We start from the raw sequence: 15,683 nt of genomic DNA on the forward strand, positions 1-15,683 counted from the left end.
ATTATACTTCCGTTATTTTCCCAATTAAACGGAGTTAACACAAGTGATACTTCGAGAGGAGCGAAAGGAAACCAACATGCACCTCGATCATATCACCATCCGTACACGTGACCTGCCGGGCACAAAGGCATTTCTACTCAATGTGTTTGACGACCTTGAAGAGCGGAAACGCCCCAAGCCCATCCGGCGCATTCCCGGTCATTGGCTCTATGCCAACGACCAACCCATCATCCATTTGATTGGCGCGCGGGGTCACGGAATTGATAGCGCCGCCGAAGCGTTTGATCATATTGGAATTCACCTCGATGGCTATGATCAATTCCGCACCAAGATCGAATGTTTAGGCATCCGGTATTCAACCATGGACCTGCCCGAACTCGACGAACGCCGGTTATTTTTCCGCACCCCATCCGGCCCGTTGATCGAAGCCGTTTTTCACGAACCCACACCAATTTCTCAGGAGACACTCCAATGACCTTTACATCCGACACCAAATCCATCGTCATCGGCGGCACATCCGGCATTGGCAAAGCCGTCGCCGCCGCCCTGCAATCGCGTGGCGGATCAGTCGCAGTCGCCAGCCGCTCAACCGGTCTGGATGTCGCTGATGAAACCGCGATCATCGCCTACTTTGACGCCTACGGCCCCGTAGATCACGTGATCTTCACCGCTGGATCAGCGGCCCCTGGTGGCGCTGTCACAGACGTCGCAAGTGAAGACGCCAAACGCGCTTTCGATACGAAATTCTGGGGCTCCGTCGCGGTCGCCAAAGCGGCGGCCAAGCACATCCGCCGAGGCGGAACAATCACGCTAACTTCCGGCTTTCTCGCACGACGCACTGTGCCGGGCACCTACGTCAAAACCGCAATGAACGCAGCCCTTGAAGCGACGGCAAAAATCCTCGCCAAAGAGCTGGCGCCAATTCGCGTCAACGTGGTCAGCCCCGGTTTGACCGACACCGAAGCCTATGCAGGAATGGACACCGCCGCGCGCACCGCCATGTTGCAGCAGACCGCGGCGTCACTCCCCGCTGGAAAAACTGGCACGCCAGACGATCTGGCATTGGGCTACCTGTTTGCAATCGAAAACCCCTTTGTCACCGGTGCCGTTATCGACATCGACGGCGGCGCATTAATCAACTGAATTTGTTCCAAGAAAGGAACGCATCATGTCACTAAAATCGAGAATGCCGTTACAGGTCTGGATCTTGACCTTGGCCGCATTCGCAATCGGCACCGCAGAATTTGTGATTGCCGGTATTCTCACCCAAGTATCCGAAACCTTAAATATTTCCGAAGGTCAGGCAGGCCACCTGATTACCGGCTATGCGTTGGCCATTGTTATCGGCGGTCCGATCCTGACACTCTGGCTCGCGCGCTATGACAAACGCAAAGTGTTGATCGGCCTGATGCTCTTGTTTGTGGTATCCAACCTGATCACCGCCGCCTCGACAGATTATACAACATTGATGTTTAGCCGCGTCATGGCGGGTCTGACACAAGGGCCATTCTACGGGATCGGCGCAGTCGTCGCGACACGGTTGGTCTCTGACAAAATGGCGGGACAAGCCGTCGGCCAGATGTTTGCGGGTCTTACACTTGCCAACGTCCTAGGCGTCCCCGGTGGGGCATGGATCGGCAACGCATTTGGCTGGAATGTCACTTTTGTCGTGGTTGCAGCCCTCGGTGCCTTGGCCGCTATCGCAATTACCTTCGCAATCCCGCGTCAAGAGGCCGAAGTACCAAAATCCGTCCGTAACCAAATCGGCGCATTCAAGAACCCGCAATTGCTTGCCAGTCTTGCAATCACAACATTGGGCTGGGTCGGATTTATGACCTTCTACGGCTACATCGCCCCAATCGCAGAAGAGGTTGCAGGCTTTAGCCGGTCGTCCCTGACTTGGATCTTGGTTATAGTCGGCTTGGGTTTGGTAATCGGGAACACCATCGGTGGCAAAACCGCTGACCGGAACCTGTCCGCGTCCCTGATCGGCTGGCCTGCTGCAATGATCGTCTCGCTTGTTGTTGTCGGATTGGTCGCCTCGCAACCTTACCTGTTTGTTGCCGCTGCCTTTGTCTTCGGCATCGTATCCTTTGCCAACGTGCCACCAATGCAGATGCGCGTCATGAAACACGGTGGTGAAGCCCCCGAGCTTGCGGCAACAGCCAACATCTCGGCCTTCAACATCGCCAACGCTTTGGGCGGGATCATCGGTGGGATCGTGGTCGATAGCACATGGGGGCCAAGCTATATTCCCTTCGCCGCGATCATCGTCCCTGCGGTTGGGTTGTTGTTCATCATCTGGCAAGAACGCAAAAACCCTTCAAAGCAGCCACAAACTGCCGCGTAAGTGAAGCGACAATTGGATCGGCCCAAGTCATTGGGCCGATCCACATATTTTTCCACAAAAGGAGCCGCGACATGTCCCGCGCATTTCATCTGACAACATTGGCCGCGACCCTTATCGGGATCGGGCTTGCCGCCCAAACCGCCTATGCGATCTTCACATTGCCCATTCCGCTCTGGACCGCGATTTCAGTCGCCGAGTTCTTTGTCATACTCGCTATCGGTATCATCGCAATTTGGCGGAACCCATCAGACATCTTTGCACCAACCCTTGCGCTGTTGGGAACGCTCGTCATCGGGCGTTTGCTTTCGACACTACGGCTCGAGGGCGTTTCACTTGCATCCCTCGATCCGCTACTTGTTGCAGAAACTGGGCCGGGCATTCCGGCGATTGCATATACAAGTGTCGCGCTTTTTATTGTTCTCGCGTTTCACATGTTGTAAATCGCACGTCGCGATGTCGCCACGAACAGCCGCGCGTCCACAGCCGACTGGGCGCAGACGTTTCTGCGCATCTATGTCGGGATGATGTTCATCGCGCACTGCGCGGAGCATCTGTTCGCAGGGCCAATCCCCTTTAGCGTGTTCACAGGTTACTTTGCCAGCATCAACCAGCCCTTCCCTACCGCAATGGTGGTCCTTGCTGGCCTGATCGAAATGGCCGTGACAATCGGGCTGGCATCCGGGTTCATGACACGTATCGCGGCGCTGGGGGCCGTTGCCTATCTATTCGTCTCGGTCGGTCTGGGGGGTCACTTTGGAGTTGGCTACGTTTGGGTGCTAACAACAGGCGGTTGGGAATTTCCAGCGCTGTGGATGTTTGCCGTCTCCATCTTTGCGTTTATTGGTGGGGGGCCAGTTTCGGTCGATACATGGCTCAAAAACAAGTTCCCAGAAATGCCCAAGCACTCCTTCGATTAAAAACTCAGGGCGCCGGATGATACTCTGGCGCCCGTTTACTCTAGCGCTTCATGCAGCTTCTGCTCGATAAATTCTGTGAAAGCCCGCACCCGCGCCGACACCAAACGGCCCGGCGGACGGACCGCCCAGATGCTCCACTCCGGCTCAACTGCGTAATCGGGCAAGACCGGAACAAGCGATCCATCGGTCAAATAGTTCAAAACATCCCACTTTGATTTCAACGCAACACCGACACCAGCCAACGCCGCCTCGGTCAATGCTTCGCCGTAACTGGTGGTAAAAATGCCCTGCGTGCGAGTCTCTACGGTCGTGCCATCCGTGGCACGCAGACCCCAAACTCTATTTTCATTCAGAACAATACAATTGTGATCCGCAAGATCGGCAGGAGACGACGGCGTGCCATTCAGCTTTATATAGGTGGGCGCTGCCACCAGAATACGCGGATTGTCAGCGATTTTACGCGCCATCAATGTGGACGGCACGAGCGATCCAATACGCAGCGCCAGATCAAAACCGTGCTGAACAATGTCAAACGTGGTATCCCTTAGCTCAAGATTGATCGACACCTCCGGATGCGCGCGCAAGAATTCACCAATATGGGGTGCAACATATCTTCGGCCAAAAGAGGCTGACACCACCACCCGCAATTGGCCGCGCAAGCGGCGTGTCAGCGCCCTGCATGCTGGTCAACGCATCATCAACATCGGCCAAAATCTTCTTTGCATGGGCCAGAAGCAACTCACCATCGGCAGACAAAGAAGCCGAGCGCGTGGTCCTGTTCAGCAACTTACATCCGATTTGGGTTTCAAGGGGTTGGATGCGCTGCGATGCCGTCGTTGCAGAGAATCCAAACTCCAACCCTGCACGCACAATCGCACCAGCAGCAGCCACACGGACGTAAAATTCCAAGGTTTTCAGGTCAAACTCATTATCCCGTTTTGCCAAATAGAGATTGTATTTCAAGATCAATTATCCCGATCAAGCAAGTGCGTTAGGTGTTGTTTCACAAACACGCCACCACAAACGGCGACAGACTTTAACAACAAGAAAGCGGGATCAATGATCCAATATCACGCCAGACCAAATCGCTCAGGGCAAACGCCAAGCCCACATCGAACGCTCAATCGCGATGGTTCAATTGGGTCAATTCATCCACACGGCATTTGCAACGGGTGCCTCCAAAATTACCCGACGCATCCGCATATGGGCAACTCCAATGCAGCACATTCAAAACTGATTAAACCGCGAACATAGTCGCGGTCGCCACAAAATATACCCAAAGGAAACGCCATGAAACGCTCTGCACTTATCGCGATCACCGCCGCCACAATGATGGCAACCCCGGTTTTTGCCGAAGGATCATTCAACGTCACCAGCCCGAACATCGCCGAGGGCCAGACGATTGCAGCCGATCAATATTGGGACAACTTTGGCTGTTCCGGCGCCAATGCTCGCCCGACACTAAACTGGACAGGCGCCCCCGAAGGCACGAACGGCTACGCGGTTACATTCTACGACCATGATGCGCCAACTGGCAGCGGCTTTTGGCACTGGGTTCTCACCGACATCCCTGCGTCTGCAACCAGCATCGCGTCGGATGCGATCCCAGATCGGGCAATCGAAGGAAACAATGATGCAGGCGTTGCCGGATATAGCGGCCCATGCCCACCGGTTGGCACTGTGCACAATTACACCTTTACGGTCCACGCATTGGAGACCGATGAACTTGGCGCACCCGCAGGCGCAAGTGCTGCACTGACAGGCTTTTTCATCTATCAACATACGCTTGAAACCGCCACGCTGAACATCGTTGCAGGCCCACGTAGCGAATAACAAATGTGCCGTTCGGATACACCGGACGGCTACCACCCAGATTCATATTTCTGCGAAAGGAAAATCCCATGAAAGCCGTAGCACTTACTCATTATCTTCCCGTCGAAGACCCAAAAGCATTCCTTGACGTTGAACTTGATAAACCCACACCAACGGGCCACGATATTCTGGTCAACGTGAAAGCGATTGCAATCAATCCCGTGGACACCAAAGTTCGCGCACCCAAAGACAAGGTCGAAGAAACACCACGCGTTATCGGATACGATGCATCCGGAACCGTCGCCGCAATCGGCCCCGATGTCACAAGCTTCAAAGTGGACGATGACGTCTACTATGCAGGCGACATCACACGTTCGGGCACCAATCAGGAATTCCACCTTGTCGATGCACGCATCGTCGGACGCAAACCAAAAATATTGTCTCACGCTGAAGCAGCCGCCCTGCCGCTGACCACAATCACCGCATACGAGGCCTTCTTTGACCGCCTTGGCATTGACCGCGATGGTGCAGATGCAGGCCAATCCATCCTGATTATCGGCGCAGGTGGTGGTGTCGGCTCGATCGGCATTCAACTTGCAAAGGCCGCGGGCCTAACCGTCATCGCAACCGCATCACGCCCTGAAACAACGGCGTGGGTCAAAGACCTTGGCGCAGATCATGTCGTGAACCACCGCGAAGATATCGTCGCGCAGGTCCGTGCTTTGGGCATGCATAACGTCGATCACATCGCGATTTTCAACGACATGCGCCATTGGGAAACCGCTGTTGAGCTGATCCGCGCACAGGGCGGTATCGTATCGATTGATGACACCGATTTGCCGATGCCAATGGGTGGCGTGAAGATGAAGGCGGCCAGCCTCCACTGGGAATTTATGTTCGCGCGCTCCATGCACCAAACCCCTGACATGATCGAGCAGCACAATCTGCTAAGCTATGTTGCCGACGAGATTGACGCAGGCCGCATTCGGACCACCGTGTCGGAAATCCTGTCGCCCATCAACGCGGCGAACATGCGCGAAGCGCACCGGTTGGTCGAAACGGGTCAGGCCAAAGGCAAGATTGTCATCGAGGGATTTCTATAGCAAACGTGCTTGGCCAGAAAATGGCCAAGCACCACGCCGTACCTTCGCTTGTTCTGTTAGGCATCGGATCGCAGTTTCAAATCGATTTCTTGAACATTTTAAACATCTGTCGGGCACAATCCCGAACTGTGAAACATAAACGGGCATATGGCCCAATTTACGATATCAGGGACAGTACACAGGTTCATCCGATTAGATATATAAAGAACCATAGCCTCACAGCAAACATCAACGACTTTACGTTCCAACTGCAATCATCATTCCACTTATTCAACCATGACGTTTGTAGAGTACACTACATCGTAAAGCGCTCGGAATTGACGATCAGCACACCCCATTTCATGCGATGTAACAAGTGAAGATTCAGCCCTGTGAAAGTTAAGAAAATTATCGCAGTGCCATTTCAGGAAGGCTTTGGGACGGTCGACAATGCCGAAACCCTCGTCTTCACTGACTACCGTTGGAATACGGGCAAAGTTGAACGAAGCTGGCACGTCAACCCTATACGAGTGGATCTCGAAAAGGTGACTATTCGCCCATACTCAATAAAGACACCTGAGAAATAGTCAGTAAGAAAACCAGTCCGAATGACCCATGTTGCCCTCGTAATCGCCATATTCGACCATGATATCGCGTGCGTAAAAATCTCCATAGCTCCCCCCAACCGGCAACAATATGGTCAGGCCACTCTCAGAGACAAATGAACTGGGCCAGCGGGTATGCGATCCATAAACCCGCGCGATGTATCGGCAAGTTCTGTTCTCACGGTCGCAAGATCGAATGCTCCAATCCCACTGTCTTGGATCATCGCGCGGTGTGTAAGACCTACCCGTAAACCAAATCACATGGGTTCGGTTGAGCCATTCATACTCGGGCAGCGCGGTATCAACTTCACCCTCTCCACCAGGGCCGCCCAACTCAACTGGAACTGCGGCAAAGGTGCAAATGCCAAAAGGTGGCCGGCTGGGCCACGGCGTTATGCGCCGGATCATGGTTCTATAGGCACGCGCACAAACGGCATTTGGTGGAAAGCCACCTGCCATACAAAGCATAATGGCACAGTCGACATCGTAGGCCTGCGCTTTTTGTGGTGCGCCAAACGTCGCCAAAAAACCAAGGATTATTGCTGATAGATACTGCCGCATTGTTCTCTCCTGAGTTGTAATGGTGCCATGTTTTATCATTTTGTCATTTTCTGCAATATATGATATTGACTCAATGTGTCTTTCCGCTTGTACTGGGGCGGACTAGAAGGGCTCTCAAGGGGAGAGTCCAAATGCCGATAGCGCGCAATCAAATCTTGATCACACTTGATGGGGTCAAAGACCTTCGAAAGAAGGGCGTTGCGTTCCACTGCCGGTATGAACTCGTGGGGTTCACTGACGATGGCAAGCCGCGCTACCAGTGCATCTATCTGCGCAAAGGTGAACCTGAGGCGATTCTTGTGTCTACACGGATCACACCGCTTGGACCTGAAGCGCGATATTTCAACATCTGGCCAGGGCTTTTCAGGCATCACCTCGAGTTTGGCGACGGGCGCGATCTGCGTTTTGGTGCTGACTACAGTATTGCCTTTGAGGGCGACAGCTGACGTCTTAGCGTTTCGCGCTGACGGATCAGCCACGACGTCTGGCTGGACGTTTCATGGAACACGGCCGAACTGGGCCAGTGCCGATGACGCTATCGAAGTCCCTGCTTCAGAAGTGGCACGTCTTGCGCCGCCCGTTGGAGCCACAACCCAAGTTCTAGCACTCATTGGTCAGACGGCCATCCGCCACCAAGACAACAGAGCAATAGCAAGAGCGGGCCTTTCGACACGAGATTGGCACGTCCTGTTTCAGGCCATGATCGAGGCGGAGAGCACCTACAATCCCACCGCAATCAGTCCAAAAGGTGCATTCGGCTTAGGGCAGTTGATGCCAGCAACCGCGCAGGACCTTGGTGTTGATCCGCGTAACATCTCCCAAAATCTCGATGGTGCTGCGCGTTATTTGTTGGCGCAGCTTGCAGAATTTCGCAGCGTTGATCTCGCTTTGGCTGCCTACAACGCAGGCCCGCACCGTGTCGTGCAATATGCAGGCGTCCCGCCATTTGCAGAAACGCGAGGCTACATCGCGCGTATCCACGACATTCGCGAGCGGCTCTCGGGTGGAGCGTCGCCAGAGCCATCAATTCGCGTCGCCAGTACGGCACCCACACGTGCACCCGTCATTATCGACCTGAACTGATCAAGGACATTTTCATGCCAAGACACCACTCACGAAACTTGCCACTGATAACCGCAACCCTGGCGCTTGTTGCTTCTCCTGCCTTCGCGCAAGACTTGTCGCCCATCGTTACAATGCTTGAATCTGTTGAGGCGGCCATGACGGGCCCGATTGGCGTTGCAGTGTCTACGCTCGCGGTCATCGGCACCGGCTTTATGTGTATGATGGGGCGGCTGAACTGGGGATGGTTCGCTTCAGTTATCATTGGCATCGTGCTGATCTTCTCGGCGGGCACCATCGTAGATGGGTTCACCTAATGAGCTGGAGAGCACTGCCCCTTTCCCACAAGCCGGAATCCTGCGGTCAGCTCGAACGCGTTGTGCTTCGCAAACGCTGCCTCGAGTTGCCCTCCGGACGCCCATTTTTTTCTGAGCGGGAAAGGTACTAGATGGCGGAACGATCCCCCCTTTTCCTCGGCCTCGCCCGACCACCCAAATACCTAGGTCTCCCTGTGGGATATTTGGTGATGTTGGCCATGGGGGTCGTTCTGCCGTTTATCTGGACTAAATCCCTGATCTTTTTCCTGATCGGGATCATCGCCTATCCCATTCTTTGGTTTGTTGCGGACAAAGAACCTCATTTCTTTGAGGTACTGCGCATCTCATTCGGCACTGTTCGTTCCACCAAAAACCGCGCGCATCATGGGGGTGACAGCTTTGGCGCTTGATAGTGGAACTCTGAGCGGCATCGGCCCCGCGGTGCATGAAGCTGGCGGAACAGAATTTGCCCGTGAAAGCTACCTTGCGGAGCACCTGCCCTATTTTGCTTTAGCAACGGACGATGTGATGGTTCTGCGCGAGGGAGATCTGCTCGCAACACTGCGCCTTGATGGCCTCAACCCCATGACCACCGAGGATGATCGCCTTGATGCGCTCAAGCGCGCGGTTGCAGCGATCGTGGCCCAAACCGGGAACGCGTTCGGTTTCTACATCCACCGCGTCTCTGTTCCGCAAGACTTGAACCTTAAGCCCGTTGAAGGCGATACCTTCGCGTCCCATGTTGATGCCCGATGGGCTGCTCATATCAAAGGCCTGCGACCTTCCAAGAGGCAGATGTATCTGAGTGTCATTCGCCGCCCCAATCTCGCGGCCCGCATTCCGTTCCTGCGCGCACTCGCCCGCAAAGCATGGATCAAAGACCGCGCGGCCCGTGTCCAAGAACTCAATGAAGTCATGGGCTTCTTCGCGGTGGCGCTGTCTTCGGCAAACCCTGTCCGTTTAACAAAGACAGGCGGTGAATGGTTGGGCTATCTGAACACCCTAAACGCGGGAAGCTTTTCACCTATTGCATTTGGTCAAAGCCCCCTGCCCCTTTCCCATACCATCAGTGATTGCCGCGCAACATTTGATGGCGATGTGGTCACCGCTACATGCGCGACGACGGGTGCCGTCAAATATGGGGCACTTTTCAGCATTAAGACCTATCCCGCGCTGACCGACGTGACCTTGCTCGATGCGTTAGACCTGCCGCTCGATATCGTGTTGACCAATTCTTTCAGCCCGATCCCGAACAACATCATGGCCGAGCGCATCCAACGGATCATCAGACAGATGCATGCATCCGATGATGCTGCTGTATCTCTGCGCGACCAGCTGGCCTTGGCGGCAGACGATCAAGAAGCCGGGCGCATCGCTTTTGGTGACCATCACCTTTCCATCGCGGTCTATGCGCCTGACCGCGACACGCTTGAACGCGCTGCGGCGCAGATCAAACGTGTTGGACAAGAAATCATGGCTGTGATCGTGCGCGAGAATATGGCCCTCAAAGCCACCTATTTTGCACAGAGCCCGGGTAACTTTGGTTACCGCGCCCGCAAGACGCCGATCTCCTCAACCAACTTTGCTGACTTCGCAGCACTACACGGCAGCGTCGAAGGGCGGAGCAACGACGAAAGCCCATGGGGCCAGAGCATTGCGGTCCTGCCAACGGTCGGTACATCAGGCTATCGCTTCAACTTCCACGAAGCGGGGGCTGCAGGCAAAGAACCGACAGTGGGTCACACACTGGTTTTGGGCCGCACAGGAACAGGCAAAACACTGACCACAGCCTTTCTCACCGCCCAAGCGCAACGTGTCGGAGCAAGGCTATTCTTCTTTGACAAAGATCGCGGCTTGGAAATGGCAGTCCGAGCTTTGGGTGGTCGCTACAATGAAATCCGCGCAGGCGTGCCCACAGGCCTTAACCCGCTCGCCTCTGAAACCGATGAACGTGGCCGCGCGTGGCTTTCTGATTGGTTGGCAACTTTGCTCACCCGCAGTGGCGCCTTATCAGGCGAACAGTCGCGCCATATCCAGGGTGCGGTAACACAGAATGCAGATGCAGGTGCTGCCCTACAGCGGTTTGCCAGCTTTGAGACCTTGTTCCAGTCCCTGGATGACGATGGTGAACTGCAATCCCGCGTCGCCGAATGGGCACCGGGCGGGCGATTTGGCTGGGTGTTTGACGAACCTGACCGTGGGCAGAGCCTCGATCTTTCAGGCGATATCGTCGGGTTTGATATGACTGAAATTCTCGACATGACAACCGAGCGCATGGCGGTACTCTCCTACATTTTCCGCCAAATCGAACGCGTTGTTGAGGACCGCCGCCCCACGATCATCGTCTTAGACGAGGCATGGAAGCTGCTTGATGATCCTTATTTCGGCGCACGTTTGGAAAACTGGCTCGTGACCCTGCGCAAAATGAACTGCGTCGTGATCATGATGACGCAGTATCCCAGCCAGTTGCGCGACAGCCGCGTTGGCAAAACCATTGTTGAAACTGTCCCAACGCAGATCCTGTTCCCCAACGACCGCGCCACAATTGCCGATTATGACTTCCTGCGGGTGAACGCCAAGGAAGCCGCTTTGCTCGTCCAACCCACCATTGGCCAACGCATCGCGTTGGTGCGCTCCGCAGGCGACAGCGTCTTTGTTGATGCTGATCTCTCTGCTCTTGGCGACTTACTGCCGATCCTTGGCGGCGGTGCCACTGGTGAGGCCCGCGTACCAGCTGACTGGCGCACAAACCCTGATTTTTGGAGACCTCAATGAGACTTTCCCCACTTCTCTTCATCGTAGCTGCGGTGCCGCTGCTATCAGCATGCGAGCAATACACCGAGAAAACGTCGCCCTGCCTCGGTCGCAATGGCGAGCCTCTGGTGACACGCGCAGCGGTATCATTCGCGGCGACAGCAATCGTTTCAGACCAGAGCGACAAAGACTGTACTTTCGAAGCCCTGCCGCGCCCAGAATGAGCCGCCCTGCAATCATAACTGCCGGGCTTTGCCTCTGCCTACATGCAACAACAACCTTCGCCCAAGGTGTGCCTACGCAAGACAATGCCGCGATCGGGCAAACCATCGCGCGCGTGACCGCATTGGTTCAGGATTTGGGAACTCAAGGTGACAAAGACACTGAACGCACCTCCATAGCAGACGTCCAAGCGGATCAGCTGCGCACGCTTGAAGCTATTTCTGCCGCCATGACCGGTCCGGGTTTTGATATCAGCGCCCTTGAAGGCAACGCGGATTTTGGTGTCGCCTCGGTCTATCCCAACACCGATACAAGCCCGATGAACAGCCGTCTCTTTGGCGAGGTGCGTGAAACAGTTGAGATGATGATTGTGCGGGTTGCAGGCGAATATGCCAGTGCGCCGGGCGTTGCACGGGCTGGTCTGTCGGCCACGCAATGGCGCTGCTTGTTTCAGGCACTGATCAAGCAAGAAAGCCGGTTTAACATTACGGCTGAAAGTCATGTTGGTGCTTACGGCCTGACCCAGCTCATGCCCGGCACGGCGTCGGACATGGGCGTAGATCCTTATGATCCGATGGATAATCTGCGTGGCGGTGCGCGCTACATCACGACCCAGCTGAACCGCTTTGGCAATATCCCGCATGCCCTCGCCGCTTATAACGCAGGTCCCGGCCGCGTGATCGAGTATGGCGGCGTGCCGCCTTTCACTGAGACCCAAGGCTACGTGCGCAATATCTCCAAGTTTTACAACGAATACCTAGCCGTTGTCGGCGGGGCAGACGCACTTGGCACGCTGTCGTCCCCAGACTTCGCCCTCGCGGAATACGCCAACGTCTCGGATGCAGGCGTCTACTATGCGGCAAGCAGCCATGCCACGACGATGCAGGTTATCAACCGCCTGCGCGCGATCATTCTGCAGATCGATACGCAACCAAATGCCAAAGCCGCGTGGGAACTCAACACCTACGCCAAAGCCGAAATCGCTCGCATTTTAAATCTGCGCGTCAGGCTGATGGCAGCCAACCAACAGCGCGAAGCGGCCCATGCCCAACATCTGGTCGCGGACCGCCTATCCGAGCGTGAATTCATGCGAATGGGAGTGCCAAATTGAAACAGCTTCTTCTTTCGGTCGCGGCGATAACCGCCCTTGGCCTTTCGACGCCAGCGCGCGCACAAGGCGTGCCGACGTTTGACGGCTCACAACTTGGCCAGCTGGTCGCGCAACTTGAGCACATGGCCGAAGACCTGAATGTGCAGCTGCAACAGCTGGCCACCATGCGGCTGGAACTTGAGACGCAGCTTTCCCAGCTTCTTAACTTGGACGCCCAGTTGGCATCTCTTATCGAAGGCAGCGGGCTGAGCGGTCTCTTTGCATCGGTTGAGGAATTCCGCGCCTTGCGGGGCAAACTTGTTGGCCCACTAAATACAGCGCGCTCACTGGCGAGCGGAGATTTCCTGAGTGGCTTTAGTCCCGGCGCGGAACTGGAAGCTTCAGTAGAACGTGTGCTGTCTGGCAGTGGGTTTACACCTGAGACCTTGAGCACCCTCTCGTCATCGCCACAACCAGCTGACAACCGTATCGCGACATCCGCAGGCGCCAGCGCCATGTTGTCAGTGGCTGCCCAAGAAAGCCATGCTGAGGCAGGTCAAAGTCTAGAACGGCTCGAGACGATGGTTGGCCTCATCGACGATCAGGACGGATTGAAAGCGGCCGTTGATTTGAACACGCGGGTCACTGTCGAACTTGGGATCATCCTGACCCAAATTTGGCGCTTGGAAGCGGCCCAAGGTGTCAGCGCTGGACAGCTTGGTGTGGTCGACGCGGCGACATTGGCTGACGAGCGGCGATTCAGGTCTATGGCGGTAGACCCATGATGATGAAAGCCCCAAATGGGCTCTGTTCGGCCGTTGCAGCACTTGCCCTTTTGCTGCCGATGTCTGCTCTAGCTGAAACACCAAGTTCAACATCCGGTGGGCCAAAGCCATTCCATTCAATGGCCATTACCCCTGATGCTGGGGAGGCCTGCCGCGTTCCGCGCCCACCTGCAGATCTCGCGGAGACGGCTTACCAACGAAACGGATATCGCGCGATATTGCGCATCCTTGTCGCCGAGCGGCATCTTGAAGCCGAGACCTGTGATTGCCTCCTAGGCGAATTCACATGGGACATGGCACTCGCGGAACTGCCGCGCTTTCAAACGTCCGACAATCCGCGCCTGCCGTTCAAAGTCCTCGACCTCTATGCCATGGCCGATGCGCTTGAGGCCAAGCACGCCGAGGGTTGTTCAGAATAGATGGGGATTATCAGCGATATCCTCGATCAGGTCGATGCAGCTGTCGACAGCGTCGCACAAGATGGTTTCATTTCGTCGGCTGCGGCAGTGGGCAATGTCATCACAGCAGGTGCAGTCCTGTTGCTCGTCTTGCTGGGCATCAATGTTGTAATGCAACTCAGGCCCATGACATTTGGCAGCGCATTTGCGTTTGGGATCAAAATCTCGCTGGTCGCCATCTTTGCCCAGAGTTGGGATAATTTCAGCGTCATATACGGCATCGTAACACAAGTGCCAGACTCCGTCGGCGCATCCATTCTCGCTCTCACAGGATCTGGCGACGAGGCTGGCGTCTATGAGAGCCTCGACAATATGGTGGCCCGTATCACGGCCTACGGCGACACGATCGGCGACCAAGCGGGTTGGGTCTTTGGCGCAGTGCTCGGCGCAATCTTCTTTGTTCTCTCAGCACTTTTCGCGGCGGTCACTGCTGGCATCATCGCATTCGCCAAGATCGTCTTTGCGCTGATGATCGTGATCGCCCCTTTTATGATCATCACATCGCTTTTCAAACCAACCCAATCTCTCTTTGAGGCCTGGAGCCGTGCAACCATCGGCTATGCTCTGATGCCCGTCGCCGCTGCGGGTGCTGCTGGCATTATCGTTGCGATCGCAGAAGCCATTGGCGATGCGTCCGCCGATCCCGTCGATGTCGAAACCGTCAGTCTCATCTTGCCATTCTTGGTCATTCTGCTGCTCAGCGCCGGATTATGGCATCCGTCCCTTACATCGCTTCCAACCTAACCGGCGTGATGGGCATCGCCTCCAACGCTGTTGGACTGACGGGGCTGGCGCGTCGCGGCATCGTCAACACAAGCGTTTACGGCACGGGCAGTGCCACGCGCCTCGCAACAGGCAAATCACCGCAAGAGCTCCAGCAAGCCGTGAACAGCGGTGTTGTCAAAACCGGCGAAGCGATCCGCAGAACACCAGCCTCAGCCCTGAACACCGTCAAATCCTTCCGCGCCTCATGATGAAAGACCAACACCAAAAATGAAGAGCACAACGAGCCAAGATCAAAGTGACGCTTTTGCAGTGGATTTTATCTACGGCCCGCGAAGACGCGAACGCTTTGCGTATTTTGTGGCCGCCGCTGGCGTTCTGGTCGGGCTGGCAGGAATTGTCGCGGGTGCAAGCTTGTTCCCATTGAAGTCGATTGAAACCTTTGTTGTCGTCGTGGACAAAGAAACTGGCCAAATGGACCGCGTCGCAGCTGTCCAAGCGCTGTCGTTGTCCGAGAGTGACGCCATCATTCAAGCCAACCTTGTGGCCTATGTGGATGATCGTGAAACCTATGATTTGACCGATGGCGAACAACGGATCAATTCGGTGCTCGAGCGCTCAGATGGGGATGCCGCACGCACCCTGCGTGATCTTTGGACCTCGTCCAACGAAGACTACCCTATCGCTGTTTATGGCCGCGATGCCGTCATCGAAGTGGTAATCAAATCTGTAAACCAAATTGAACCCGGCGTCGCCCAAATCCGCTTTACCCGCACCCTGCGCCGCACGCGCGACACCCGCACCGTGACGCGCAGCTATGTCGCCACTGCTGGTTATGCCTTTGAACCTGAAACCCGCCAGCGCCTGCAAGACGTCTGGGCCAACCCCTTGGGCTTCGTGGTCACCTCATACCGCGTCGACGCTGAGACTTTGGAGAACTGATCC

Annotated in this window: 20 protein-coding genes and 1 pseudogene; 18 read left to right on the forward strand and 3 right to left on the reverse strand. The window is 55.5% G+C overall.

All coding sequences use genetic code 11. The annotated features are described in order from the left end of the window. The first annotated feature begins 76 nt into the window (after positions 1-76). The 5 genes from V7775_RS20205 to V7775_RS20225 all read left to right on the forward strand — a co-directional run bounded on the left by V7775_RS20205 (position 77) and on the right by V7775_RS20225 (position 3,267). The gene (locus tag V7775_RS20205; protein ID WP_335753734.1) at positions 77-475 is read left to right on the forward strand and encodes a VOC family protein; all 399 of its coding nucleotides are present in this window, start codon (positions 77-79) and stop codon (positions 473-475) included. Further along, positions 472-1,143: an SDR family oxidoreductase gene (locus V7775_RS20210; RefSeq protein WP_335753735.1), complete on the forward strand. Its 672-nt coding sequence runs from the start codon at positions 472-474 to the stop codon at positions 1,141-1,143. The genes V7775_RS20205 and V7775_RS20210 overlap by 4 nt, the downstream gene beginning before the upstream one ends. A 25-nt stretch (positions 1,144-1,168) precedes the next feature. After that, positions 1,169-2,350, forward strand: a complete 1,182-nt coding sequence (locus V7775_RS20215; protein WP_335753736.1) for an MFS transporter — start codon at positions 1,169-1,171, stop codon at positions 2,348-2,350. Between the two features lie 71 nt (positions 2,351-2,421). Further along, complete coding sequence (locus tag V7775_RS20220) at positions 2,422-2,790, forward strand: hypothetical protein (protein WP_335753737.1); 369 nt, start codon at positions 2,422-2,424, stop codon at positions 2,788-2,790. 69 nt (positions 2,791-2,859) lie between these two features. Then, a complete protein-coding gene (locus V7775_RS20225; protein ID WP_335753779.1) occupies positions 2,860-3,267 on the forward strand; it encodes a DoxX family protein in 408 nt (135 codons plus the stop codon). Positions 3,268-3,302: 35 nt separating this feature from the next. Here the strand turns inward: V7775_RS20225 and V7775_RS20230 are convergent, their stop codons facing one another. Continuing rightward, positions 3,303-3,908 carry a substrate binding domain-containing protein gene (locus V7775_RS20230; RefSeq protein ID WP_335753780.1) on the reverse strand — a complete coding sequence of 202 codons (606 nt, stop codon included), beginning with the start codon at positions 3,906-3,908 and terminating at the stop codon, positions 3,303-3,305. Next, positions 3,856-4,230: a LysR family transcriptional regulator gene (locus V7775_RS20235; RefSeq protein WP_335753738.1), complete on the reverse strand. Its 375-nt coding sequence runs from the start codon at positions 4,228-4,230 to the stop codon at positions 3,856-3,858. Before V7775_RS20235 ends, V7775_RS20230 begins: the two co-directional genes overlap by 53 nt. A gap of 327 nt (positions 4,231-4,557) precedes the next feature. Here V7775_RS20235 and V7775_RS20240 point away from each other — a divergent pair, with 327 nt between their 5' ends. Both V7775_RS20240 and V7775_RS20245 read left to right on the forward strand, forming a co-directional pair. Further along, positions 4,558-5,100, forward strand: a complete 543-nt coding sequence (locus V7775_RS20240) for a YbhB/YbcL family Raf kinase inhibitor-like protein (protein ID WP_335753739.1) — start codon at positions 4,558-4,560, stop codon at positions 5,098-5,100. A gap of 68 nt (positions 5,101-5,168) precedes the next feature. Beyond that, positions 5,169-6,182, forward strand: coding sequence for a zinc-binding alcohol dehydrogenase family protein (locus V7775_RS20245; protein WP_335753740.1), 1,014 nt, complete (start codon positions 5,169-5,171; stop codon positions 6,180-6,182). A 566-nt stretch (positions 6,183-6,748) separates the two neighbouring features. On the opposite strand, the gene V7775_RS20250 is transcribed toward V7775_RS20245, so the two are convergent. Further along, a complete protein-coding gene (locus V7775_RS20250; protein ID WP_335753741.1) occupies positions 6,749-7,327 on the reverse strand; it encodes a hypothetical protein in 579 nt (192 codons plus the stop codon). Between the two features lie 131 nt (positions 7,328-7,458). Here V7775_RS20250 and V7775_RS20255 point away from each other — a divergent pair, with 131 nt between their 5' ends. The 11 genes and pseudogenes from V7775_RS20255 (at position 7,459) to V7775_RS20305 (ending at position 15,680) form a co-directional block, all read left to right on the forward strand. Continuing rightward, on the forward strand, positions 7,459-7,773 hold the full coding sequence (locus V7775_RS20255) for a hypothetical protein (RefSeq protein ID WP_335753742.1): 315 nt from the start codon (positions 7,459-7,461) through the stop codon (positions 7,771-7,773). Continuing rightward, a complete protein-coding gene (locus V7775_RS20260) occupies positions 7,757-8,410 on the forward strand; it encodes a lytic transglycosylase domain-containing protein (RefSeq protein WP_335753743.1) in 654 nt (217 codons plus the stop codon). The genes V7775_RS20255 and V7775_RS20260 overlap by 17 nt, the downstream gene beginning before the upstream one ends. A gap of 14 nt (positions 8,411-8,424) precedes the next feature. Beyond that, positions 8,425-8,706 (forward strand): TrbC/VirB2 family protein, encoded by a 282-nt coding sequence (locus V7775_RS20265; protein WP_335753744.1) that lies wholly within the window; start codon positions 8,425-8,427, stop codon positions 8,704-8,706. A 131-nt stretch (positions 8,707-8,837) separates the two neighbouring features. Continuing rightward, a complete protein-coding gene (locus V7775_RS20270; protein WP_335753745.1) occupies positions 8,838-9,116 on the forward strand; it encodes a type IV secretion system protein VirB3 in 279 nt (92 codons plus the stop codon). Continuing rightward, the gene (locus V7775_RS20275; protein WP_335753746.1) at positions 9,091-11,481 is read left to right on the forward strand and encodes a type IV secretion system protein B4; all 2,391 of its coding nucleotides are present in this window, start codon (positions 9,091-9,093) and stop codon (positions 11,479-11,481) included. Before V7775_RS20270 ends, V7775_RS20275 begins: the two co-directional genes overlap by 26 nt. Further along, entirely contained in the window at positions 11,478-11,684 is a 207-nt protein-coding gene (locus tag V7775_RS20280; RefSeq protein ID WP_335753747.1) for a hypothetical protein, read from the forward strand. The genes V7775_RS20275 and V7775_RS20280 overlap by 4 nt, the downstream gene beginning before the upstream one ends. Next, positions 11,681-12,793, forward strand: a complete 1,113-nt coding sequence (locus V7775_RS20285; protein WP_335753748.1) for a lytic transglycosylase domain-containing protein — start codon at positions 11,681-11,683, stop codon at positions 12,791-12,793. Before V7775_RS20280 ends, V7775_RS20285 begins: the two co-directional genes overlap by 4 nt. Further along, complete coding sequence (locus V7775_RS20290) at positions 12,790-13,557, forward strand: type IV secretion system protein (protein WP_335753749.1); 768 nt, start codon at positions 12,790-12,792, stop codon at positions 13,555-13,557. The genes V7775_RS20285 and V7775_RS20290 overlap by 4 nt, the downstream gene beginning before the upstream one ends. Continuing rightward, a complete protein-coding gene (locus tag V7775_RS20295) occupies positions 13,554-13,976 on the forward strand; it encodes a hypothetical protein (protein WP_335753750.1) in 423 nt (140 codons plus the stop codon). Before V7775_RS20290 ends, V7775_RS20295 begins: the two co-directional genes overlap by 4 nt. After that, positions 13,977-14,989 (forward strand): annotated as a pseudogene (locus V7775_RS20300) (type IV secretion system protein). 19 nt (positions 14,990-15,008) lie between these two features. Further along, positions 15,009-15,680 (forward strand): virB8 family protein, encoded by a 672-nt coding sequence (locus V7775_RS20305; protein ID WP_335753751.1) that lies wholly within the window; start codon positions 15,009-15,011, stop codon positions 15,678-15,680. Positions 15,681-15,683: the final 3 nt, after the last annotated feature.

Source organism: Sulfitobacter sp. (assembly GCF_036960155.1).
GTDB lineage: Bacteria > Pseudomonadota > Alphaproteobacteria > Rhodobacterales > Rhodobacteraceae > Sulfitobacter.

Bases quoted from the DNA above. Each gene is read 5' to 3' on its own strand.
- V7775_RS20205 (WP_335753734.1), top strand. From the start codon at position 77: ATGCACCTCGATCATATCACCATCCGTACACGTGACCTGCCGGGCACA.
- V7775_RS20210 (WP_335753735.1), top strand. From the start codon at position 472: ATGACCTTTACATCCGACACCAAATCCATCGTCATCGGCGGCACATCC.
- V7775_RS20215 (WP_335753736.1), top strand. From the start codon at position 1,169: ATGTCACTAAAATCGAGAATGCCGTTACAGGTCTGGATCTTGACCTTG.
- V7775_RS20220 (WP_335753737.1), top strand. From the start codon at position 2,422: ATGTCCCGCGCATTTCATCTGACAACATTGGCCGCGACCCTTATCGGG.
- V7775_RS20240 (WP_335753739.1), top strand. From the start codon at position 4,558: ATGAAACGCTCTGCACTTATCGCGATCACCGCCGCCACAATGATGGCA.
- V7775_RS20245 (WP_335753740.1), top strand. From the start codon at position 5,169: ATGAAAGCCGTAGCACTTACTCATTATCTTCCCGTCGAAGACCCAAAA.
- V7775_RS20250 (WP_335753741.1), bottom strand. From the start codon at position 7,327: ATGCGGCAGTATCTATCAGCAATAATCCTTGGTTTTTTGGCGACGTTT.
- V7775_RS20255 (WP_335753742.1), top strand. From the start codon at position 7,459: ATGCCGATAGCGCGCAATCAAATCTTGATCACACTTGATGGGGTCAAA.
- V7775_RS20265 (WP_335753744.1), top strand. From the start codon at position 8,425: ATGCCAAGACACCACTCACGAAACTTGCCACTGATAACCGCAACCCTG.
- V7775_RS20270 (WP_335753745.1), top strand. From the start codon at position 8,838: ATGGCGGAACGATCCCCCCTTTTCCTCGGCCTCGCCCGACCACCCAAA.
- V7775_RS20275 (WP_335753746.1), top strand. From the start codon at position 9,091: ATGGGGGTGACAGCTTTGGCGCTTGATAGTGGAACTCTGAGCGGCATC.
- V7775_RS20280 (WP_335753747.1), top strand. From the start codon at position 11,478: ATGAGACTTTCCCCACTTCTCTTCATCGTAGCTGCGGTGCCGCTGCTA.
- V7775_RS20285 (WP_335753748.1), top strand. From the start codon at position 11,681: ATGAGCCGCCCTGCAATCATAACTGCCGGGCTTTGCCTCTGCCTACAT.
- V7775_RS20295 (WP_335753750.1), top strand. From the start codon at position 13,554: ATGATGATGAAAGCCCCAAATGGGCTCTGTTCGGCCGTTGCAGCACTT.
- V7775_RS20305 (WP_335753751.1), top strand. From the start codon at position 15,009: ATGAAGAGCACAACGAGCCAAGATCAAAGTGACGCTTTTGCAGTGGAT.